This is a genomic window from Paenibacillus sp. FSL H8-0048 (assembly GCF_038002825.1).
Taxonomy (GTDB): domain Bacteria; phylum Bacillota; class Bacilli; order Paenibacillales; family Paenibacillaceae; genus Paenibacillus_AQ.
The window spans coordinates 5,675,512-5,699,176 of the sequence record NZ_JBBODF010000001.1; the positions used below are offsets into that span (position 1 = coordinate 5,675,512).

General features: G+C 43.4%; 20 protein-coding genes. 16 read left to right on the forward strand and 4 right to left on the reverse strand.

Annotated elements, in window-relative coordinates; genetic code table 11:
- Positions 1-112: 112 nt before the first annotated feature.
- Complete coding sequence (locus tag NSU18_RS24585; RefSeq protein WP_341150278.1) at positions 113-1,555, forward strand: hypothetical protein; 1,443 nt, start codon at positions 113-115, stop codon at positions 1,553-1,555.
- Positions 1,556-1,587: 32 nt separating this feature from the next.
- Here the strand turns inward: NSU18_RS24585 and NSU18_RS24590 are convergent, their stop codons facing one another.
- On the reverse strand, positions 1,588-1,950 hold the full coding sequence (locus tag NSU18_RS24590; RefSeq protein ID WP_341016677.1) for a winged helix-turn-helix transcriptional regulator: 363 nt from the start codon (positions 1,948-1,950) through the stop codon (positions 1,588-1,590).
- Between the two features lie 137 nt (positions 1,951-2,087).
- Between NSU18_RS24590 and NSU18_RS24595 the strand changes: the two genes are divergently transcribed.
- The 3 genes from NSU18_RS24595 to NSU18_RS24605 are packed head-to-tail and all read left to right on the forward strand — an operon-like array spanning position 2,088 to position 5,470.
- The gene (locus NSU18_RS24595; RefSeq protein ID WP_341016679.1) at positions 2,088-3,680 is read left to right on the forward strand and encodes an extracellular solute-binding protein; all 1,593 of its coding nucleotides are present in this window, start codon (positions 2,088-2,090) and stop codon (positions 3,678-3,680) included.
- Positions 3,677-4,588: an ABC transporter permease gene (locus NSU18_RS24600; protein ID WP_341016681.1), complete on the forward strand. Its 912-nt coding sequence runs from the start codon at positions 3,677-3,679 to the stop codon at positions 4,586-4,588. Before NSU18_RS24595 ends, NSU18_RS24600 begins: the two co-directional genes overlap by 4 nt.
- 12 nt (positions 4,589-4,600) lie before the next feature.
- Complete coding sequence (locus NSU18_RS24605) at positions 4,601-5,470, forward strand: carbohydrate ABC transporter permease (protein ID WP_341016682.1); 870 nt, start codon at positions 4,601-4,603, stop codon at positions 5,468-5,470.
- Positions 5,471-5,528: 58 nt separating this feature from the next.
- On the opposite strand, the gene NSU18_RS24610 is transcribed toward NSU18_RS24605, so the two are convergent.
- Positions 5,529-6,098, reverse strand: a complete 570-nt coding sequence (locus NSU18_RS24610) for a TetR/AcrR family transcriptional regulator (RefSeq protein ID WP_341016684.1) — start codon at positions 6,096-6,098, stop codon at positions 5,529-5,531.
- 164 nt (positions 6,099-6,262) lie between these two features.
- Here NSU18_RS24610 and NSU18_RS24615 point away from each other — a divergent pair, with 164 nt between their 5' ends.
- The 5 genes from NSU18_RS24615 (at position 6,263) to NSU18_RS24635 (ending at position 12,990) form a co-directional block, all read left to right on the forward strand.
- The gene (locus tag NSU18_RS24615) at positions 6,263-7,222 is read left to right on the forward strand and encodes a carotenoid biosynthesis protein (RefSeq protein WP_341150279.1); all 960 of its coding nucleotides are present in this window, start codon (positions 6,263-6,265) and stop codon (positions 7,220-7,222) included.
- A gap of 888 nt (positions 7,223-8,110) precedes the next feature.
- Positions 8,111-8,674 (forward strand): RNA polymerase sigma factor, encoded by a 564-nt coding sequence (locus tag NSU18_RS24620; RefSeq protein WP_341016686.1) that lies wholly within the window; start codon positions 8,111-8,113, stop codon positions 8,672-8,674.
- Between the two features lie 337 nt (positions 8,675-9,011).
- Positions 9,012-10,556, forward strand: a complete 1,545-nt coding sequence (locus NSU18_RS24625; protein WP_341150280.1) for a radical SAM protein — start codon at positions 9,012-9,014, stop codon at positions 10,554-10,556.
- A gap of 70 nt (positions 10,557-10,626) precedes the next feature.
- Positions 10,627-10,815, forward strand: a complete 189-nt coding sequence (locus NSU18_RS24630) for a hypothetical protein (RefSeq protein ID WP_341016688.1) — start codon at positions 10,627-10,629, stop codon at positions 10,813-10,815.
- Between the two features lie 330 nt (positions 10,816-11,145).
- A complete protein-coding gene (locus tag NSU18_RS24635; protein WP_341016690.1) occupies positions 11,146-12,990 on the forward strand; it encodes an ABC transporter ATP-binding protein in 1,845 nt (614 codons plus the stop codon).
- 35 nt (positions 12,991-13,025) lie between these two features.
- On the opposite strand, the gene NSU18_RS24640 is transcribed toward NSU18_RS24635, so the two are convergent.
- Positions 13,026-13,379 (reverse strand): BlaI/MecI/CopY family transcriptional regulator, encoded by a 354-nt coding sequence (locus NSU18_RS24640; RefSeq protein WP_341016691.1) that lies wholly within the window; start codon positions 13,377-13,379, stop codon positions 13,026-13,028.
- A gap of 337 nt (positions 13,380-13,716) precedes the next feature.
- Here NSU18_RS24640 and NSU18_RS24645 point away from each other — a divergent pair, with 337 nt between their 5' ends.
- From NSU18_RS24645 to NSU18_RS24665, 5 genes are all read left to right on the forward strand, one after another.
- Entirely contained in the window at positions 13,717-14,385 is a 669-nt protein-coding gene (locus NSU18_RS24645) for a hypothetical protein (RefSeq protein ID WP_341016692.1), read from the forward strand.
- Positions 14,375-15,238 carry an ABC transporter ATP-binding protein gene (locus NSU18_RS24650; RefSeq protein WP_341016693.1) on the forward strand — a complete coding sequence of 288 codons (864 nt, stop codon included), beginning with the start codon at positions 14,375-14,377 and terminating at the stop codon, positions 15,236-15,238. The genes NSU18_RS24645 and NSU18_RS24650 overlap by 11 nt, the downstream gene beginning before the upstream one ends.
- Positions 15,222-16,439 carry a hypothetical protein gene (locus NSU18_RS24655; RefSeq protein ID WP_341150281.1) on the forward strand — a complete coding sequence of 406 codons (1,218 nt, stop codon included), beginning with the start codon at positions 15,222-15,224 and terminating at the stop codon, positions 16,437-16,439. The genes NSU18_RS24650 and NSU18_RS24655 overlap by 17 nt, the downstream gene beginning before the upstream one ends.
- A gap of 18 nt (positions 16,440-16,457) precedes the next feature.
- Positions 16,458-17,603, forward strand: coding sequence for a hypothetical protein (locus NSU18_RS24660; RefSeq protein WP_341016695.1), 1,146 nt, complete (start codon positions 16,458-16,460; stop codon positions 17,601-17,603).
- Between the two features lie 71 nt (positions 17,604-17,674).
- Positions 17,675-18,829: a hypothetical protein gene (locus tag NSU18_RS24665; RefSeq protein ID WP_341150282.1), complete on the forward strand. Its 1,155-nt coding sequence runs from the start codon at positions 17,675-17,677 to the stop codon at positions 18,827-18,829.
- 133 nt (positions 18,830-18,962) lie between these two features.
- Here the strand turns inward: NSU18_RS24665 and NSU18_RS24670 are convergent, their stop codons facing one another.
- Entirely contained in the window at positions 18,963-19,883 is a 921-nt protein-coding gene (locus NSU18_RS24670; protein WP_341150283.1) for an aldo/keto reductase, read from the reverse strand.
- Positions 19,884-20,037: 154 nt separating this feature from the next.
- Between NSU18_RS24670 and NSU18_RS24675 the strand changes: the two genes are divergently transcribed.
- Together NSU18_RS24675 and NSU18_RS24680 are read left to right on the forward strand one after the other, a co-directional pair.
- The gene (locus NSU18_RS24675) at positions 20,038-20,430 is read left to right on the forward strand and encodes a MerR family transcriptional regulator (protein ID WP_341150284.1); all 393 of its coding nucleotides are present in this window, start codon (positions 20,038-20,040) and stop codon (positions 20,428-20,430) included.
- A 108-nt stretch (positions 20,431-20,538) separates the two neighbouring features.
- Positions 20,539-23,619 (forward strand): glycoside hydrolase family 2 TIM barrel-domain containing protein, encoded by a 3,081-nt coding sequence (locus NSU18_RS24680; RefSeq protein WP_341150285.1) that lies wholly within the window; start codon positions 20,539-20,541, stop codon positions 23,617-23,619.
- Positions 23,620-23,665: the final 46 nt, after the last annotated feature.

Below are 23,665 nucleotides of genomic sequence, written 5' to 3' on the forward strand. Positions count from 1 at the left end.
TTATTGAAACTGACTTACGGAAATGAAATTAACATACTTTAAAGTGCGTACTTTTCAAGCTGGAGGAATGATTCTATACTGAGTCAAACATAATGATTGGGGGAGGTCGCAAGTGGATTATCGGATCCGAATGGAGGGAGGAACTCTGCGCTTTGGAACGCAGTTGGACCCTACACCAGAAGCGCTATCGTGGAATTCTAAAACTGTCCGGGAGCTGGCAAAGTGGGATATTCCTGCTGGTGTGTACCGGGCCAAGGAGATTGTCCGTGAAGCCGGAATTCTGCTCGAAGCGGTGTGTGCCCGGCTGGGAGCTGCTTCTGCTGGGCCGCTGTTAAAGAATCTTCAAGCAAGCCTGGCGGTCTCCGGGAGAGAAGCAGTGCTGCCGTTCGCTTCGCTTGCGGCGGGCGAGGAGCGAAAGAGCCTGTTCCTCGCCCAGGCAGAGCAAATCGGAACAGCTCTATCAGGCTGGGCGCGGGAAATTTATACTGAGCAGACGGGAAGGCAAAGGTATGGATATGATGCCTTGCTCCGGCTCGTTCATCGGAGCCGGTGCGATCAGCATTTATGGACGCTGGAGGCGGTAAGTATTTTGATGGGACCGGCCGGCAGCCCGGAAGTCATGCAGTTGTTCAACGAGTATTTGCATCAGCTTGTGTTGCTCAGGGATATATTGATTCCATATGAAAATTGGGAGGAGGTTCCCTTGGAGATTGGAGAGGATCGCGAGGTCATTGGATTGCGTCACCTTGAACCAGCGCGGGACAGCTTCTTCACCGAGCTGATTGTCAAACGGATTGGACACAAGGAAATCGTACGCTTTACCCAGAAGGTGTTGTGCCCGGAGCTTGTCACGGTTGGTTACGGATTCCAATACCGGCTCGGGACTGTGCTGCCCGCAGCGGTCGGGAAGTCGCCGGTAACCGCAGCCCCGTGCCTGCTCCGCTGGCACCCTGCACAAATCCTGCCAGGTTCGGAAGCCGGGAATACGGAAGCAATCGCTTTCGATTATGAGCAGGCTGATTACGGGGCGGCGCCCCGCAGCTGGATTGATTCTTGTGCGCCCGGCAAGTCAAACGGGGACAAGACCAATGCGGCAAGTCTGCATTTTAGAAGTGATGCCGATATCGTACCCCGGATGCTTGAGCCGGGACGCGCTTCGCTTGTGCTGCGGTTGACTGATTCTGAGGGAAGGGAGTATGGTGTGGATCTCGGACAGGCTCTGCGGGGACAGCGCTATATGTACCGTCCCGAGGCTGTTATTTCCACAGAATCAGAATCCTCCAGTCCCACCTCTGGGAGTGAAGGACGTTCCGGTTGGCTTGAGTACGAAGCGGCTGATCTATTAGGGCTACCTGGTCTGGCGGACAGCTCCCGGGACAGCATATACTATGTTTCGGCTAAAGGAAACACGCCTCTCCTCCTGGGACTGCTCGGTAAGCTGTTCCCGCAGAACGTCGTCGTGATCGGCGGAGGTGGGGCGGATGAATACGCAGGGGCGCTTCGGGCAGGCAAACAATTCGGTGCTAAATTCCTGCTCCACCGCGGCATTTCCTAAGTCTACCGGAAGGAGTTCAGCAGCAGAGGAGGTTAAGCGCGATGCTCCGCAGCCGTCTGGTCCTCCTCCGGAAATGCCTGTATATAATCGGCGCCAAAGTCGCAGAGCTGGACTAAGATGGACATAAGTCTTTTACCCGTATCGGTAAGGGAGTATTCCACCTTCGGCGGAACGACGACATACACTTTGCGGACGATTAAACCGGCGGTTTCCAGGTCTCTTAGCTGTATCGTCAGCATTTTTTGCGTGGCTCCGGGCATCAAGCGCAGCAGTTCATTGAACCGGTAGGTTTGTTGCGATAAATGGCCTAGAATCAAGGGCTTCCATTTGCCGCTGATCAACCCCAGGGCAATTTCGGAGGTGCACATGAAATCGTGATTGCGGTACCTGATCATTGTTGAGCCTCCTCTTTTTTTTGCAGGAATGTCGAGTAATTATCTATATTTACTATGGATTATAGCAAAGCGGGCCCTCTGTTTACAAGAGTGACAACCGCAGCTCATAAGGAGTGAACCTTCAAGATATGCTGACAATGAAAAAAACATTCGTGCTGCCGTTTGTGATGGCTCTGCTGTTCCTAATCACAGCGTGCTCAGGACGGGGCGAAGCACCGGAAGCGGTGCAGTCGGGCAACGGCTCAGGCCCGGATTATCCGATTCAGACGGATACTGAACTAACCTATTGGCTGCTAACTCAGACGACTCTTAAACCAAGCATCAAGGATATCCCCTTTTATCAGGAATGGCAGAAGCGGATTGGCGTACCGGTCCGGTTCTCGGAAATCTCCTCGGCTCAGGCGAAGGAAGCGTTCAGCGTTATGCTGTCTTCGGGGGAGCTGACCGACATTATCGAATACAACTGGCTGACCGGCTTACCGGGGGGACCGGAAAAGGCGATTAAGGATGGCTACATTCTGCGGTTAAACGATCTGATTGATCAGTACGCGCCGAACCTGAAAAAGTATTTGCAGGAGCACCCCGACATCGACAAGCTGGTCAAAACGGATAACGGAGACTATTATGCTTTCCCGTTTCTCAAAGAGGGAGGGATGACCACGCAATGGGCGGGTCCGGTGCTGCGAAAGGATTGGCTGCAGGAATTGAATTTGGACGTTCCGGCGACTATTGAGGAGTGGCACAAAGTACTTACGGCGTTCAAGGAACAAAAGGGAGCGCGGGCCCCGCTGACTTTCAATAGTCAATCTAGTGCGCTGCAGGGTTTCCTGGACGGGGCATTCATCGGAGCGTTCGGGGTCATTCGTGACTTCTACGTTGAAGACGGGAAGGTGAAGTATGGCCCGTTGCAGCCTGGGTACAGGCAGTTTCTGGAGACGATGAACGCCTGGTACAAGGAAGGGCTGCTGGACCAGAGCTTCTCCCAGAACGACCGCAAAACGCAGGATGCCAATATCATGACCGGAGCTTCCGGAGCGACCTTCTCTTCAGGTGCCAATATAGATAAATGGGAGACGGCGCTTGCCGCCGGGAATCCGCAGGCAGTCTTCGTGTTTGCGCCGTATCCCGTACTGAATAAGGGCGAGACTCCAAAGTTCGGACAGGAAGCCTGGTTATACGGGGCTGAAGCATCCGCTGCCGTGTCCGCCACCAGCAAGCATCCCGAGCTCGCCGTTCAGGTGCTTGATTATGCTTATGGAGAAGAGGGCTATCTATTGTTCAACTATGGGACGGAGGGGCAGTCCTATATCATGAAAGACGGCAAGCCGGAGGTAACTGGTCTGATTACACAAAATCCGGACAACCTGTCCTATCTTGAAGCGTTGACTCTGTATACCCATACTGTGAATCCAGGCCCCTATGTCGAATCCAAAGAGCTGATCGGCAAATTGGCCCTGACGAACGAGGATCATAATTATGACCGCTGGAAAACGGACAATCTGAAGCATGTTCTGCCTCCCGTCTCGATTACGGCGGAGGAATCAGGCGAATATGCGCGTATTATGGCCGATATTAATACACTTGTCGACGAGACAACGCTTAAGATTATTCTGGGCACAGTGTCTGCGGATGACGCTTACCGCAGGTTTGCGGACCAGCTTGAGCAACTGGGCATCGGCCGCGCGCTCGAAATTCAGCAAGCTGCTTATGAGCGCTTCCTTAGCCGATGAACAGACGCAGTATCGCCAGGGATTTCAAACGCAATAAATGGCTGTATGTATTAGCGCTTCCGGTTGTCATCTATTATGTGTTGTTTCAATACCTGCCCATGTACGGAGCAGTTATTGCTTTTCAGAATTATACGCCTATGAAAGGGATTTGGGGAAGCGAGTGGATAGGACTGGAGCACTTCCGCTCCTTCTTCAACAGCTACTATTTCTGGCGCTTGCTCGGGAATACAGTGCTGCTGAGCCTATACTCACTGCTGTTTGAGTTTACGGCTCCTATCGTCCTCGCGCTGCTGATCCATGAGGTTCGTTCCCGTTATATCAAGTCTTTTGTGCAGACGGTATCGTTCATGCCTTACTTCATCTCGCTGATCGTTGTCAGCAGCCTGATCAAGGACTTGACCCATAGCGGCGGCATTGTGAATCTGGCCTATACGTGGCTGACCGGCGGGGATGGCCAGGATATGCTGCAGCAGCCGGGGCTGTTCCGGGGCATCTATGTACTGTCCGAAATCTGGCAGCGGATGGGCTGGGAGTCGATCATTTATGCGGCTGCGCTCACCACAATTCCAAGGGAGCAGTACGAGGCGGCACGAATAGACGGTGCCAGTCGGCTCCGTCAGATGATAAGCATAACGCTGCCCGGGCTGTTGCCGACGATTATGGTCATGGGTATATTGCGGATGGGCCGTTTGCTGGAGGTGGGTTATGAGAAAATCCTGTTACTCTACAATCCCGTCATTTACGGGACGGCTGACGTCGTTTCCACATTTGTATACCGTAAGGGGCTGCTTGACAACGACTGGAGCTTTAGCTCCGCCATTGGGTTGTTCAATTCCGCGATTAATCTCCTGCTTCTGCTGTCCGCCAACGCGCTCAGCCGCAAAATAAATCAAAACAGCTTATGGTAGGAGGCCAAATCTATGCAATTGTCGGACCGGATTCTTGGTATTATCGTATATGCTCTGTTGACGGTTCTTGTGGTTGTTACCCTGTATCCGCTAATGTATGTCCTGTTTGCTTCCTTTAGCGAAGGGGATAGGCTTATGGCAAGCGGCAGCCTGCTGTGGAAGCCGGCCGGATTCAGTATACTGGCCTATGAGCGAGCGCTTGCCAATCCGGCGATTTGGACGGGGTACGGGAATACAATCAAGCTTGTTGCCGGCGGTATCGTTCTTAATTTAACCATGACGATTGTGGCGGCCTATGTGCTTTCGCGGCGTCTGGTGCTGTGGAATAAGCTGTTCATGCAATTCGTTGTAGTGACGATGTTCTTTAACGCAGGCCTGATTCCGTTCTATCTTGTGGTAAAAGGGATGGGGCTTATGAATACTCTGGGGGCGCTGCTCCTTCCGTTTGCAATCAATACGTTCCATCTGATTATTCTGCGCACCGCCTTTCTGTCGCTTCCCGCCGAGCTTGAGGAGTCGGCCCAGATCGACGGCGCTAACCATCTGACGCTGCTGCTCAACATCGTGCTGCCTTTGTCCTTGCCGGTCATTAGCGTTATTGTACTGTATACGGCAGCAGACAAATGGAATATGTGGTTTATTCCTTCCGTGTTCATTCAGGAGCGTACGCTGTATCCGCTGCAGCTCGTCCTGCGCGAGATTCTCCTCAATAACGCCACGGATAATATTTCGTACGGGGCGGGCGTAGGAGAGGCCGCGAAAATTGGCGAAACGATCAAATATGCAACCATCGTGATCTCTACGGTACCTGTTCTGGTCATCTATCCCTTTCTGCAGAAGTATTTTGTAAAAGGCGCCCTGGTGGGAGCTATTAAGGGATAAAGCAGTAAGAGTGTAGAATAGCGGCCCTCAACAATGAGCGGCCGCTTATTTTAATAGATTATGAATTTTCGGCATAAAATGCTTTTGATACGGCCTCAGTCGCTTTATCAATAAAAGCCGCAACCTTACTCGGGTTTTCCTTGAGACCACTGCTCACCCACTTTTTAATAATGGCTATGCTGCCATGAGCGGTGAACGTATACCAGGACTCAAATAATTGGGGATCAAAATATTTTAATTCCTGCTTCCAGCGCTCAATGGTTAGATCGTGACTGATATACAGGATTCTTTCTAATAATTCTTTATCGCCATGCTCGGAGAATAGAACCTCACATATCGTTTTATTCGCTTTTATATACTTACATAATTCATAAGATAGCTTCTGAGGGTTGGACGAACTCATCCCGACCTGCTTAATGTCTTCGTAAAGCTCATTTTCAATCGTTGAAAGAAGCTCAAACTGATTCGCATAGTGTGAATAAAAGGTGTTGCGGTTAATCCCTGCTTCGCAGCAAATGTCGGTCACGGTAACTTTGTTGATAGAGCGTTCTGTCAACAGCTTCAACAAGCTTTCTTTGATAACCATTTTTGTATATCTCACTCTGTGATCTGTTTTTTTGTCTGACATCGTATCCTCCCAATTTAAAATAATAAAATAGTAAATGAACAAATCTAATATGATTTGTATGATAACTAACATAATCCAAACGAACAGCCTGTTGTTTAACTAACATGGTGACATTATAATTTATTTAATCGTTCGATTCAAATTAAATTAATTGGAGGAAGAAAATGGGTAGTATAACTGTAGTGCCTGTATGGGTTATTCAAGACATTCTTGTCTTAATTGCTGCTGTCCTAATGGTGTTCTATATCCTTGATAAGGAAACGCATCCCAAAACGGTTCTATTGCAATTTATAGGTTTTGTGTTTTTTTACGCCGCCGTTTTTGAAATTACGGCTTCATCGCTTGGGGAAGGCTTCTACGCTTATGGCCGGAGTATTTTAATGTTATTTAATATACCGATTACGGTACCTATTATTGAGTTCCTGATCATTTATTCCACCTTGCGTGTTCTAAAGTCTGTTAATATACCGTCCTGGACGAAGCCCTTTATTACGGGATTAAGCGCTATGGTGTTTGACTTTTCACTCGACCCGGTGGCTGTTAAACAGATTTTTGAGACCATGGATGGAACCATTGCAAGATGGACGTATTATCCGCTGGCCGGTGAACCTCAAATCTATGGGGAACCGGTGATGAATTTTACAGGATGGATTTATATAGCGGGGTATTGGACAGTCTTTATTCTAATTGGGGAATGGTGGCATAAAAAGAAAGGCTACAGTAAATCCGTGGGTTACATCTATCCGTTTCTGGCGGCCATTGCGTCATTGGCTTGTATGTTCTCACCTTTATCTAACTTCTTTAACTATATGGGGCCGTTCTTCGAAAGAACCTCTAATATGCAATGGGTGATGTTGATTGCACTTTCTGTCATTACCATCGGAGTTTTAGCATTAACCTTCATAAAGTTCTGGGACCGGAAGGCTAATTATTCAATCACGCCCAAAAAAGATTTTCCGATCATGTTTACTTTCGTAGGATTCCCGCTGGTTAATACTATATTTTGCCTCATAGGAGGTTTCACGGAAGTCTTGTGGCTGGTCGTTCTGGCTCAAATTGTATTATTGTTAGCCTGGATTGGAATTTATAGGATGGGTAAAAAAGCAAGTCCAATCACGAGGTAGTAAAAAAACACCGCCAGCTTTAGCCGAAAAGGTCTAAAGTCTGGCGGTGTTTTTTGAGACTTCTGTAACTAACGGTTGCTGAGAAGGAAGGGCAATAATTTAATAAACAGTAATTACATAATTACTGGGGCCAGTCTGATATGTGGCGCCGGTTATCTCAATGTTACAAGTTGAACCGGCTGAATTATAATGTCACATACATAGAGTCCGAATTGCTGCGACATAGGGGGAATCTTCCTGAACCAGTAAAGTTAATGTACGATGGATAATGATTGGCTCCTGGGCTGTTAACAGTTAGTTGAAATCCCCGGGCGTAAGGACTGCTATTAGTGATTTTGAATGACTCTGTTGCTCCAGGGGCCAATGTACGATAAGAACTGTAGCCCGAATCTATTTGAGTAAAGGACGCGGCGGTCACGATCTTAGCCGATGTATTCTCAGATTCAGTAGCTGCATTAACATTTGACGGGATCAACAGTGAACCAATCATCGGATTCAAATTATGACAAAATAACACGGAATGTAATAAATGAGTACATATTAAGATAGAATTAGTGGATACAAAAAAACTCGCAAGAACCTTGAATTTACAAGGATTTTTGCGAGTTTTAGCATTTTATAGTAAGTCTAGTTTCCACTTCAGCAATGTCCCGCAAGCGGTTACGTGAAAATAAAGATACTACAAGTTCTATGGCTTACGTATTCGGAGTCTTCTCTCAGCTGCTTGCCGGTTTCATCGGACTCTCATCTTCACATTCACCATATTTTAACTATTTTAAAGCTGATGCTGTATTAGTAGCATCCAGTGAAACATATGTCACTTACAAAATAAGGAGTTAAATTATAATTATGTATTATAATGTAAGTGAAAGGGAGGCGGAATTATTCATGTTCTTCACTATCCTATCGACTTTTGAAGTTAATGAGGATGTTGTATTTCTAACTGAACTATATGATAAGTATTATTCTATAATGAAAAAGAAGGCTTATGAGATCTTGCGGAACTATCATGTTGTCGATGATATGATACAGGAGTCCTTCGTCCGATTAATCAGTAAAGCTACATTATTGCGTTCCCTGGAACCGTATAAACAAGTTTCCTATCTGGTTCATACAGTACATAATACTACTATTAATCATGCGAAGCAGCGAAAGGGGTATCTGAATCATATCTATGCGGGAATAACCGTTGAAAGTTTAGAACAAATTGCAGACAAGCAACCCAGCATTGAGGAGATGTATAGCCTCAAGGAGGATTATAGAGAGATTGCCAAGGTACTCAGTGAGTTATCAGAACGGGATCAGACGTTATTGTATAACAAGTATATTCTTGAATGGAGTGATCACGAGCTTGCTGCTTCTATGAATGTCCAAGCGGTTAATATTAGATCCTATTTGACCAGAGCCAGGCGCAGAGCAATGAAGCTTCTTCTTAAGAAGGTTGAAGGGTAGTATTAAGAAACATTTATATCGTGGTAGCACACACAACAAAAGTAAATAGTATGACTCTAGAGATTAAGAATTCGATCCCAGTTTAGCAAAAAAGAGCAGCGCTTATGCTGCTCTTTTTTGGTTTAGACTGTTGCAAGTTCCTATGCGAATTTGTCTATTAAAGTATGGGGCTCAGTTTTTGTCATATCAAGCAAAGTATTCGCCTACTAAACTTTACAAGCCAAATGAGTTAAGAAAGAAAATTATTATATGTCAAAAAAATAATTTGTTGATATTTTTTTAATTTGTCATTATAATAATATTCAATAGTTGTATTTTAATGGTAGGAGGGAATGGGATGGATACATATAAAGATAACTTCGAGAACTTTTCAGAGCTTTTTAATTACATCCAAGAATACAAAAAAGAGAAACCAGCACAAACAGCACTTTCTATGGGGAAGATATTTTCAGAACATAACTTTTATTACTTCTACGATAGTGGTACAAGTAAGGTTGTGATGCTTGACAATGATATAGCTCAGTTATTTGAATTGTTAATTTCCTCTACTAAAAGTTTAGATGAATTAAATCAATATATTTATGCTCACAACGTTAATGTAGACGAATTAATGACTTCAATTAATGAGGAGGACTTATTCAAAGGGTTCAAAATTAAACACTTATATAATGACATATCCCTAGAGTATATAAAAAAAGAAATGAATACAGGTACAACACAACTCATTTTAGAATTAACTGGTAAATGCAACATGCGTTGCCGCTATTGCATTTACCATGATGGGTATCCTCATAATCGGGCTTTTACTTCAAAAAGAATGTCATCTGATACGGCGCTTAAATCTATTGATTACATGAAACTTTATGGGGATCAGCAGGAGGTTTCTATTACTTTTTATGGCGGAGAGCCGTTACTTGAATTCGAGCTATTAAAAGAAGTTATTGAATACTCAAAGGTTGCTTTAGCGGGCAGGACTATACAATTTTCTTTTACTACTAACTTGTCTGTATTAACCCCCAAAATGGCTGAATATTTTGCTACCGTTGATAATTTATCTATTCTTTGCAGCATTGATGGTCCCAAAGAAATACATGATATGTATCGGGTTTATAAGAGTGGCACTGGCTCATTTGATGACGTTTTCAAGAAATTCAAATTATTAAATAGCGTAGCCAGAAAAAATGGCAAGAAAATGCACATAAGTGCAAATGCGGTGTACATGCCTCCCTATAGCGTCGAAAAGGTTTCTCAAATAGATGAATTTTTTACAAATTTAGATTTTACTCATGAAGATTTTCGATATCAATTAGGCTATGCCGGTCCTGGCACTGTGCCGGAAGAATTGCTTAAAAGCTCTGATTATAATGATCAATCGTTACGTCAATGGCAGGATAAGCAACTCAGTATTACAAGCAATTTGGAAGAGCTTAAAGAACAAACTATTTTTAATTCACTTGATAGAATTCATAAAAGAAGCGTAACCAAAAGAGCTACTAATTTTGTGCCAATGAATGGTTGTTGTGTTGTTGGATCCCGACGGTTATTTGTTTCTGCAGTTGGCGATTTTCTTGCATGTGAAAGAATAGGAAACAGTCCTTCAATAGGAGATATAAATCAAGGGATTATTGAGGAAAAGATTTATAATAAATACGTTTATGAATTTTCCGAAGTTTGGGAAAATATTTGCTCTGATTGTTGGGCCGCTAAACTTTGTAGTAGTTGTTATGTAGATAGAATGGATTCTTCGGGCGTCAGGGAACCTGACCTTGCAGAGTGTGAATATTATAGAAGTACAACAGAACGTAGTTTAAAGAATTATCACAACTTACTTAGGACATCACCGGAACAGTTAGCAATCTTTAATGACGATGTTCTTTTATAACAATTGATTTCTCGGTTTAATTGTTCTCATTTAAACCTGGATAAATACATAAATGAAAGGAGGTGAGAATATGCTGAAAATTATGAATCCATATCAACAGCAAGCTATTGACAATGAGAGTATCGCTTTTCGTGCACCATGTGTATGTAACTCTAAATTAAATAACCAAGCAGCTACTAAGGTTTCAGGAACTGGTTGTCAATGCTCTTGCATCGGTTCTGTGAATGAAGCGGCTAACCAAGACGCAGCAAGAAACTAGTTTTAGAAACCAGCAGTATGTGTAATTCTCAATTAACGAACTATTCAGTAACTAAAATTTTAGCACTTGACTAAACATGCTCTTGCGCCGGTTCTGTAAAAAACACGTAGAACTTCGACGAGGCAAGAAACTAAGTGCATAATACAACAGTGTCTTCGTCAGAAATGGGCGAAGACATTGTTGTATTCAAATCTAAGGTTGTTCAACTAGAGTTGCTACCCATCGGTAGGCTAGGAGCTATGTCGAATATAATAAAATAACCTTATTATTCTTCAGGGTGTAGTCACGTCCTTAGTACTTAGAACACAATGAATACTGGAGGATAATCAGATGAAGAAACTCAACAATTTTAGACACGTTATTAACTACTTGGCTATTATGAAAACTGCTCTAGGTGTTTTATTCGCTTCTTCAAGAAAATACTTCATATTAATTTTAGTTTTAAGTTCTGTTATGGCTTTACCTGATATCATAAACTTAATTGTATGGCAGCATATCATAGATCAAATAGGTTCTCTTTTAATAAATAATAACAAAGATTATATGATCGTAATATATCTATTCCTTCTTCATTTCATTATTGTACTACTAAAATTGATACTTAATAAAACTACAAATTATGTAAAGGAAATTTATACTGTATTAGTTGATAAGTATATAACAAATAAAACTATTGAAATTGTAAATAGCATGGAAATGCAAGATTTTGAAGATCCGGGGCTACATAATGACATCCAAAAAACAAATGATGAGTCCACAGTGAGAAGTATAGGCATCTTGAATAACATTATTGAGATTATCATGAATATAACTATATTCGTTGGGACAATAAGTATATTGGCATCGTACCAGGTAAGTATAGTGATTATCATCATACTATCAATAGTCCCAAGTACAATAATTAATTTAAAATCTATGTCAAAGTTATTTGAAGTATATGATAAACGGTATGAAAAAATCAGATACTATGGTTCTTTGAAGGAAATGATAGTTACATATGAAAATTTCAAAGAAATGAAGTTGTTTTCCAATATATCTTTTATACAGAATATTATTAATAATATTTTTGAACAGATCATTGAGCAAGATAAAAATGTAAAAAGAGCTTTGACTATAAAATCTACCTTAGGCGATTCTATTCAACATTTACTTACATATTTATTGAAAATAATCATAGTTGTGAATGGTGTTATAAGTAAACTGTCAATCGGTGTTATTATAATGAGCATTGAAACTGCTACTAAGCTGCAAAATGCTTTGATCAATTTAATAAGCTGTACTTTGACTCTATATGAAAATTGTTTGTATTTGTTGAGTTTTGAAAGGTTAAACAAATTAAAATCAACAAAAAACGAGGAGGTTAGGGAGGATTTAATAAAGGATTTCGTCGTGGATTCAATTGAGTTTATAGGAGTTTATTTTAAATATCCAAGCTCATGTCACTATATTTTAGAAGATATAAATTTGACATTGAAAAAGGGATTTGATTATGCAGTGGTCGGATATAACGGAAGCGGTAAAACTACGTTGATCAAGCTCATTTTAGGGTTGTATGCACCAACAAAAGGCGAGATATTAATCAATGGCATTAATAGAACTTTGTATGACAAAGAAGCGTATTTCGAAAAAATGAGTGCAATGTTTCAGGATTTTGTGAAGTTTCCGCTTTCAATAAGAGAAAATATTGGGATTTCCATGGTTGAAAATATTAACAATATGCCAGTTATAATAGAAGCTTCAGTCTTAGGTCAAGCACATGATTTTATTAATGAATTGAATAGAAAGTTTGATACGAATTTATTAATTGGATGGGAGAATAGTGAAGATATTTCGACAGGACAATGGCAAAGACTGGCTATCTCAAGAAGTTTCGTCCGGGAAGCAGATGTTATGGTATTTGATGAACCGACAGCAGCACTAGATGCTAAGACAGAAGGGGAAGTCTTTAAAAGTATGGTGAACAAAAAAACAGATAGGATTAATATAATTATTACTCATAGATTCACTAATATAAAAAATATTGATCAAATAATTGTTATACACAAAGGCAAAGTAGACGCTGTGGGTGATCATAATTTGCTAATGAGCAATAATAAAATATACGCAGAGCTGTATGACATTCAAGCAGACAACTATAAAGGATTCATTAAAGAGCCTGCTATTGCAGGAGAGTAGTTGAAAGGGGGAACTTTGCAGCATATCATTAATGACTATGTCAACTCTTTGAAACATTCTATCTCATTATTTGCTTTAAAATGTTCTATAAAGCTCGATACTGAAAAGTTATTAGCATTTATTTTTAGAATTTGCAATTGGTATGCAGCAAATTGTTCTGCACTTATGACAGGCTTATAGCTTCTTGTTAGTACGGTACCACTATATACAATGTCAGCAATTTCAATATACTCCTTTTTCAATAAATTCCGAACCGCTGCTTGAACAGTATTAATACCCAATCCATCCCCTTTATCTGCGATGGCAGATGCGGTCATATTTCCACCATCTCGCCAAAAAACAAACATTACATCTTGTTCTTTTTGACTGATTCTTGGTAGTTTTTTCATATCATTCACCCTTTATATAGTAGATTGTGCTTATTATAATTGCTAAATTAAAATATATCAATCTAAAAATAGTGACATCATATTTTTTTAATCTTAAAATTTGTTGGATTATATTATTTAAGAAAAATTTAAGATCTACACACCTAGATTTTTAAGTTGTTGAGTCTATACTGATACCAGTATTAGGTATAAAATGGAAATGAAGAAAGGGGAATGTGGTCCGCTATATAACAGCAAACCCAATGCAGTAAGAATATCAGGTTTGGCAATTATTCTTCTCGGATTGTACTCGGAGTGTTTAAATGTAGGATCACATGTTAAAGACGGAGGTGTCTTAGTGAAAAAAATCTTAATGATTGTATTAACTATAACCATTTTGATTGGAGGAAGCCTCTACTTTCAAAATCAAAGTAGCTACTCAGAATATGCAAGCTTACAGGATGATAAAACCATCCCGGAGGAGTTAATTACCGTAGATAATAATCCGAAGTTTGAAACGACAAAGAATGAGAATCCGGGCAATGAGAAACATCCAGAGAATGCAAAGGTAAATAATAAAAGGACTTTTGAGGATATTGCCTTGGACAAACGTCTTGATGAAGTGAGGAAAAAAAATGAAAGAACTTATCGGGAGCAAGGAAGAAAAGAGTCAGCATTTAGACCGACAATAGAAGTTCCGCATCTTTCTATTGAGGATGTAATAGGAATCTACAAAACTGTTGATGCGTACATGAGGAAAAATGCAGATCGGTTTCCCGAACCAGCGGACGATGGCACCAGGGGAAACACGGATGATCCGAGAATTCAAAATATTCTATATGCAGGAGAAAAATCAGGTATCATAGCAGGATTCGAAAATGAAAATCTGGTAGCTTGGGAAGTGAAAAAACTGAACGGAGAATATACCAACCTCCTGTTAGGGAGAAAGTCTGCGGGAGAGGAATGGAAAGTTCTCTTGGAAGGAGACGTATATCAATTGAGAGAGGAGATTAGCGATGGAAATTAAAGCGGAGAATTTAACAAGAACTTTTGGATTAAAACGGGCAAACGATGAACTGAATTTTACATTGCCTGAAGGCGTGTATGGGCTTTTGGGAGATAATGGGGCAGGGAAGAGCACCCTGATGAGAATTCTAGTGGCAATCGACCATCAAACTAGTGGCAAGGTTACCTTTAACGGCAAAGACATTTTTCATATGAACGATGAATACCGGAATCTTGTGGGATATATTCCTCAGGATTTCGAGGTGTATCCCGCATTTACGGCATCAGAATATCTGGAATATATGGGGGCACTGAAAGGTCTGTCAAAAAAGGAACTGAAGCACAAAGTTCCAGAGGTACTACAGTTTGTTAACCTAGAGAAGGTTGCTAATAAAAAGGTCAAAACTTTTTCCGGAGGGATGAAAAGGCGGGTGGGCATTGCCCAAGCCATAATTAACGATCCGAAGATATTAATTTTTGACGAGCCTACCGCTGGGCTTGACCCCAATGAGCGAATCCGTTTTTCAAACATCATAAGCGAAATGGGGCAGGATAAGATCATTTTGTTTTCTACCCACATTATTTCGGACATTGAAGCAATCACCACCAATGTGATCATCCTAAATCAGGGCAAAATTAAAGAGCAAGGTAATGTGCAAAAGATGTTATCGGGGATTAAAGGGAAAGTGTTCACCGCGGAGATGGACAGAGAGCGGCTCGCCTCCTTTAAAAAGGAACACCTTGTCGTACGGATCCGTCAGGAAGAGAACGTTGTCAATGTACGTTACTTGGGAAAAATGGAATATGGCGCAATTGAATGCGAACCCACGCTGGAAGATTACTACATCTACTTAGGGAGTGGAAGCCATGCGTAATTTCATTCCTCTAGAACTGAAAAAAATGCGAAATAAAAGTACGCTGATTATCAGCCTGCTTTTTCTCATAATTATTCTGATTCCCTGGATACAAACGGCCAAAAGCATCGATGTCTTGGATGATGAGGGAACCATACATAGCGGTATTGGAGGCTGGAAAATTTTGAGGGAGCGCACGGTTGAGGGTACAATGACGCTGGATTACTTATTAAAAATGAAGCAAAACTACGAACACAGCGTAGACAAACCTTATATTGAGGGCACAGTGGATACAGACCGTAAGCTGGGAAAAAGATTGACCTTCCCTCACGACGCGCTGAACTGGGAACTGAACTTTCCATATATAAAATACCGTACGCTCGATAACAGCTTGAATTTAAAGGATAAGCAGCTCGCCAATTATTATGTGGATTGGAAGGGCAGCTTTACCGAATATTTATCCACTGAACAAAATCTATTTCCTTATACAGACAAACAAATCGAAATCATATCCCAAAAAATGCAAAAAGTACACACCCCATTTATATTCAAATACGATAGTGGCTGGGAGTACCTGAAAATAGGTCTATTAAATACAATCTATCTGTTCTTTATGTTCTTGGCCTTTATTCTATGCGAGGGATTCTCCAAAAACAGCAGCAAAGGAATTGACAAAGTAATATTATCCACTAAGGAGAGCAGGGGGAAGTTGCTCAGCTATAAGCTTGGTTCCGCCTGTGTGTTTTCTACGATAGCCTATTTTGTATATATTGCGATTGTACTGTTGTTTATTACTGCAGTGTATACGCTGCACGGCTGGGACTCTTCGGTTCAAATCGGAACAACTACATTTTATTCCATTAATCAGCTTCAAGAGGGGTTACTTTATATTTTAATGGGATACTTTTCCACACTTGTCGTGACGCATCTTATCCTGTTCTTATCTGTGGTTTTTAAAAGAGGGAAAATGGTATTAGCACTTTCATTGATTTATTTCTATCTCGTCAATACTTATCAAATGGGGAGGGGGGCGCTGATTGAAAAAGTGATGATCTTCATGCCCCAGAATTTTATCAATAATCTTCTAGGCATAGAAAAATTATATTTTGTGGGTAATACTGTGTTTCCCTATGTTTTTGTCGCCCTGTTTCTGGGCATTGTGTACATTCTCTTATCTCGAATCGCTATCTCTATCTGGATGAGAAGATATTATTTACAGTAGAGGAAGGTAGGTGAAATCATGAGCTATTTATCAAAATTGAACAGAAGTAAAATCCTAAATATTAATGTATTCGGTTTTTTGTTGGCTTTGTTTCTGATACTTACTTTTTACAATCTAGGCACCATCAAATCAGGTTATTTAAATCAGGCAAGATATGAGGTAACAGATGGGACGGAATACCGGTATATCTATCAACCGCAGGTGTTGGATGAAGTTGAGATTAATAAAATCTTGAATAAATACAGAGAACTAAGCCTACCAGAAGACAGAAATAAAGCAGATGTTGCAGATTTGCCAGCCTTGGATATGATTATCCAGGTATATGGCTGGGACTGGACTGGAATACGGGATGTTTCAGCAGAACAATTCAATCAGGATAGGGCAGACATCATCAGAAGTGCAAAGAAGGAAGCGGGGAGCTCTGGGGAAGGAAGTAGCAATGGGATTTTTGCAGCAACTTCTCTCTCCGAACCTATCCGGATGGGTTATAGCGAGGGGTGGAAGAACGTTAACTCTGGAATGAGTCAGTGTGTTTTCATTGTCCTGGTTCTAATTTCCATTATACTGGTTCCAATTTTTAATGAGGATGAGAACCTGGGCGTGGACGGACTGGTGAATTCCACGAAGTTTGGGAAACGTAAGCTGAGTAGAATACGAATTATCAACGCCTTCCAACTCTCTTTATTGCTTTATCTGGTGGGGGTGGCGATTTACGTTACGCCTATATTCTTCATGTATGGTCTGCAAGGAGCAGATTTGCCTATACAAAGTAACCCACAATTTTTTTTATCAATGGTTGAGGTCAATTATTTCGAGCAGTTTTTGATCAACCTGGTCATTGGTTATGTGGCAATCTCCTTGATGACAGGGATAACCTTATTGATCAGCATATTAGTCACACAGGTTTATACTGGCTACGCCCTGTTATTGTTCACAATAGCCATATCTTATGCCGTTCAGATGAGCGATGTTTTCTTTCTGAAACATTACATGGGTAACTTTCTACCCATGCAGATAGCCGAGTTCAACAGCTATTATACAAGTTTTGAATCCTATGGGGGTATTTCAACAATCATTGCCGTTCCTTCCATTACTGTTGCAGTTTTATTCTTACTCCTACTATTTTTGCAAAGACGGTTTAATAAAATGAGTTTTACTTCTTAGAGTGAGCATTATGCATAGTTAAAATCACATCAAGGAAAAAATGAATTGAGAGTTCAGAAAGAAGGTAGTGGATGTATTCATTTTTTATTTTATGCGAAGCGGGATCAGAAAAAGATGGCATTAGCAAAAACGGTTTAGCTCACGTTCTAGAGCACTTTGTTATACTGGCGATGCTCAAAGATTTTTTCCCAGAGAGAAAAAGCAATTTGAGAGGACAAACAAGTTACTGTTATTGCTTGTATAGCTGGAGCAATGCGAATTACCAAGTCGGGTTAAACCTTATTCTTGAATTTGAAAATTATGTGAGGAAGATATTAAATGATAAAAATGAATATTATGACTTAATGTTAATGGCAATTAGAGAGGTCGAGGAAGAGATACTATCAAAACACAATGAAGCGACAAAGATCAATGTAATGATTCATTCTTTAAATAATGATATTTTTTCTCGTCCCATAGGCCTACTTGAGGACGTTAAAGGTTTGAACATTGACCAATTATTTGATACTTTAAGCAGTACTTATGTATCAGAAAATTTAAGATATTTCATTTTTGATCATGAAAAAAATGAATTTGTTTTTTGTGACTTGCCTCAAAAAACAAAGCGAAGAGGTAGTGAAGAAAAGCAGGAATTCCATGACAAAGAGTTGGAACGGATAACAACTAATTCAAATATAGATCTTCAAATATTAAAAGTATTTGGTAATAGTAATAAAAAAGCTGCACTTTCTAGCGCTTTTTTCTCTAGGATTTTTAACAAAGAACAAACGATTCTCAATGAATTGTACATGATAAGTATTTGCAAATTATTAGATAAAGCTTATGGTGTCAAAAATAACTGTAAATTTGAAGTTATATTCTTTAGTAATGAAGATTCTACTAAAATTTACTATATATTTGAATTAATGAGCAGCAATGATATTTTCGAGACTCCAAATAAGATAACGCTAAATTTGGAACAAATCATAAATCTTATGCTTGAAAATGTGAATTTCTATGAGTTAAAAGAAGAGTTAAGGATAAATGTACACAGTAATAGTTTTGGTCCAATAAGTCGAAGTGAATGCGAAGCAGAGATATTGAATATAGTGTACTTTAATAATTTTCAAGTAATAAAAGATTACGAGGATTTTGTTGATATTTTAAGTAATGTTACGATTGATAAATTTAAGAGATTCTTGTATGTTGCGTTAGGAGAGATAGATGATTTAATAATTTTTGAATAATTACAATTTACACCTAGATGTCTGTGACAAGACTATTATGATATAAAAAATTTTTGCATGTGATAAAAGAACCCGCAAACCCTCTATACTAAGAGGTTTGCGGGTTTTGTCATACAAAAAGTTAAGGTTTTCCTTAAGGCAGCACATTCCCGGCTGCGCGGTAAATCTCGTACCATTCCTCGCGGCTGAGGGTGATGTCAGAGGCCTTAGCGATGTCGAGCAGGCGGGCGGTGTTGGTGGTGCCGACAATCGGCTGCATTTTGGCCGGGTGTCTAAGCAGCCAGGCGATGGCAATCGCAGTATCGGCTACTCCTTTATCCCCGGCGATACGGTTAATGACTTCGTTCACCTTAGGGAACTTCTCGTTGCCCAGGAATACGCCCTCGAAGAAGCCGTACTGGAACGGCGACCATGGCTGGATGGTCATATCGTGCAGGCGGCTGTACTCCAGGATACCGCCATCGTGGACTACGGAACCGGCATTCGTCATGTTGACGTTGAAGCCAGCATCAATCATTCCGGTTACCATAATGCTGAGCTGAAGCTGGTTGAACAGGAGGGGCTGCTTGACGTTTTTTTTCAGCAGCTCAATCTGCAGCGGGTTCTGGTTACTGACGCCAAAATGCTTGACCAGACCTCTGCGCTCCAGATTATCGAAGGCTTCGGCTACTTCCTCCGGCTCCATCAAGGTGTCGGGACGGTGCAGGAGAAGGACATCTACATAATCAGTCTGCAGCCGCTTCAGGCTGTTCTCTACTGAACTGACAATATGCTCCTTGGAGAAGTCGAAGAAGCCGTTGCGGATGCCGCATTTGGCCTGAATCATCAGCCGTTCGCGCATGCCGGGATTTGCAGCCAGAACGTGGCCGAATACTTCCTCTGCCTGACCGCCGGCATAAATATCCGCATGGTCAAAAAAGTCTATGCCCACTTCAAGGGCGCTGTGGATATGGACCTCAGCCTCTTGGGGCGATAAATCGGCAATCCGCATACAACCCAGAGAAATCTCGGAGACGTCAAGTGTGCCGTTCGCGACGTTAATTCTTTTTACCATTAATATTTCACTCCTTAAATGAAAGGTTCTGAGTTAAGCTTAGACCTTAGAGTTAGGTGTAAGTCAATAGATTGATAGAGTAGTTGTTCATCGCATCCGATTGGTGTACGTTATAAGGGAAACCAACGCTTGCTGACAGAGAGGAGCTGCACAGATGGGCTACAGCATCAAAACCATAGCACAAAAAAGCGGACTAAGCCAATATACGCTGCGTTACTATGAGCGGGAGGGAGTGTTGCCGGTTGTGGGCAGGGATGCCAACGGCAACCGCTGCTTCAATGACGAGGATCTGGAGCTGATCTCGCTAATCTGCTGTCTGAAGGATACCGGAATGGCTATAGCGGATATTAAGCAATTCATCGCACTCTCGCAGGAAGGAAAAGAAGCCTTGTCCGACCAGCGCAGACTGCTGCAGGAGCATAAACAGCATATCGATGAGAAGATTAAGTTCTTTCAGAGCTTTGCCCGGAAGATTGACCATAAGATCGCTTATTTTGCATCATTGGAGAATGAAGCGAAAGCCTCCGGAAATCATAAAACCGTCTGAAAAGTCAGTTATCTGCACCGAAGTTGTGATCCGCTTCTTGGAGCCAGGGCAAACTTTGGGTAGAATAAGGAACAGATTCATTTCAAGAAGATGAAGGAGGATACTATAATGTCAGTCAATGGACCAATTCTGGATTGGCTAAGCGATGTAACTGTATTTAAGGTGAACCGCTTGGAAGCGCATTCGGATCACCGCTATTATAGAACGATGGAGGAAGCGGAGAGACAAGCCCCCATGGCGCTGCGCCACTCTCTGAACGGAGACTGGAAATTCAGTTATGCGGTGAATGCGGCAGCCCGTGTTAAGGATTTCTATAAGACTGAATATGATACGAGAGGGTGGGGGCACATCCAAGTGCCGGGTCATATCCAGCTTCAGGGGTACGGCAGGCCGCAATATGCGAATACGATGTACCCATGGGACGGTCTGGATGCTGTAAGGCCGCCGGAGATTCCGGTGAGCAGTAATACGGTGGGCAGCTATGTGAAGATGTTCGAGGTTCCGGCAGAGTGGAAGAAGGGTCCGGTCTTTATTTCTTTTCAGGGGGTAGAGGCGGCTTGTTATGTCTGGTTGAACGGGCACTTCGTCGGCTACAGTGAAGACAGCTTCACCCCTGCGGAATTCGAATTGACACCCTATCTGCAGGAAGGAGCCAATAAGCTCGCGGTTGAAGTCTATCAGCGCTGTACGGGGAGCTGGCTGGAGGATCAGGATTTCTGGCGGTTCTCAGGGATTTTTCGTGAGGTGTATTTGTATACGGTTCCTGAGCTGCATGTACAGGATTTGCGGATTCAGGCGGAGCTGGATGCTTCCTATGAGAAAGGCAAGTTAACGGCGGAACTTCGCATGGCAACTGAGGCTGAGGCTATGGTTCGGGTGGAGCTGAAGGATGCAGCAGGCGCTGTAGTTGCGGATACAGAAGGACGAGCTGTGGCGGGTAAGGCGGCTCTGAGTATGGATGCGGGCAAGGTGTTCCTGTGGAGCGCCGAGAATCCGTACCTCTATAACGTCTGTATCTCTGTATATAACAGCCAGGGGGAACTGGTGGAGGCGATTGTGCAGCGGGCGGGCTTCCGCACCTTTGAGCTGAAGGACAAGCTGATGCTGCTGAACGGCAAACGGATCATGTTCAAAGGCGTCAACCGCCACGAGTTCACCCCCCGCACGGGCCGGAACATCTCCAAGGAAGATATGATTAAGGATATCATCATCCTGAAGCAGAATAATATCAACGCTGTACGGACCTCGCATTATCCGAACCAGACGCTCTGGTATGAGCTGTGTGATGAATACGGGGTGTATGTGATTGACGAGATGAATCTGGAATCCCATGGCTCATGGCAGAAGATGGGCGCTGTTGAGCCGTCCTGGAACATTCCCGGAGATAAGCCGGAGTGGGAGGGGATTGTCATGGATCGGGCGGTATCGATGCTGGAGCGCGATAAAAACCATCCGTCGATTCTGATCTGGTCCTGCGGCAATGAATCGTATGCGGGTGAGGTGATTCTGAAGGTATCGGAGTATTTCCGCAAGAGTGATTCGGGCAGGCTGGTTCATTATGAAGGAGTCTTCCATAACCGCAAATATAATGACACCAGTGATATGGAGAGCCGGATGTATGCGAAGCCGGCGGATATAGTGGAATACCTGGAGAATAAACCGGATAAGCCGTATATAAGCTGTGAGTACATGCATGCTATGGGGAATTCGGTAGGGGGACTCCATAAATATATCGAGCTGGAGAGCCGTTATCCACTGTATCAGGGCGGCTTCATCTGGGATTACATCGATCAGGCGCTGGTAGCCAAGAACCGTTACGGTGAAGAGTATCTGGCGTATGGCGGAGATTTCGATGACCGGCCGACGGACTACAGCTTCTGCGGCAACGGGATTGTGTTCGCTGACCGGACGATCACGCCGAAGATGCAGGAGGTGAAGTTCCTCTACCAGAACCTCCGGCTTGTTCCTGAACAGGACGCCGTGACGGTGATCAACGGCAATCTGTTCGAAGGGACGGAGCGTTTGCTGCTGGAGTTCCGGTTATTGCGAGAGGGACGGGAGATCTTCAAGGGGGAACAGGAGATTCATGTGGCCGCGCAGGAGGAGGCGCGGATTCCCCTGGAGCTGCCGGAGGTGTCAGCAGAGCCGGGAGAGTACACTCTGGCTGTAAGTCTTACGCTGAAGGAAGCCGAGCTATGGGCGGAGCGGGGGTTCGAGACGGCCTATGGAGAGCATGTGTTCCGGGTTGAAGCAGCTCGCGTAGAAACGGCCGGGGCAAAAACAGGCGGAGAAACGGAGCTGCTCCCTGCGGCAGCGGAGCTCTGCGTCATTGAAGGGGATGTGAACATTGGGGTCACTGGACGCGGCTTCTCCGCGCTGTTCTCCAAGCAGGCGGGCTCGCTGGTGTCGCTCTGCTACGGGCAGCGCGAGATGATTGCGACTCCGCCGGTTCCATTGTTCTGGCGGGCAACGACCGACAATGATAAGGGGACCGCGCTGGGGTACCATGCCGGCGGCTGGTTTGCAGCCAGTCTGACCCGCCAGTGCACGGCGGTCAGACTGCAAGCGGAAGCAGACCGGGCTACGGTCAGCTTCGATTATGCCTTCAGCATCAGCAGTGAGCTGAAGGCAAGTATTCAGTACACGGTCCATGCCGATGGCAGCGTCCGTGTACGCATGGTCTACACCGGGGCAGACGGCCTGCCGGATGTTCCGGTTGTGGCGGTATCCTTCCGGATGTCGGCAGACTACGAGGCCTCCGAGTGGTATGCCCGCGGACCGGAAGAGAACTACAGTGACCGCGCGTTCGGAGCGCGGCTCACCCGCTTCCGGCGTAAGGTGACGGAGCTGCCGTCACCGTATCTGGTGCCGCAGGAATCCGGCAACCGGACGGGCGTCCGTGAGGTGAGCATCACGGACAGCCGGGGGTATGGGCTGCAGGTTCAGGCGGCTGCAGGCCAGCCGCTGGAATGTACGCTGTCACCGTATACAGCGTTCGAACTGGAGCAGGCAGCACATGCTTATGAGCTGCCTAAGGTGCACTACACGGTTGTCACCCTCGCGGGACAGCAGATGGGTGTGGGCGGGGATGACAGCTGGGGAGCACCGGTGCATCCGGAATACCGGATCGCAGCTAATCAGCAGCTGGAATTCGAGTTCACACTGACGGCGGCATTGCCGGAGGTGTAAGGATCATATAGAAACAGGCCATCAGCGTATGCTTCGCTGATGGCCT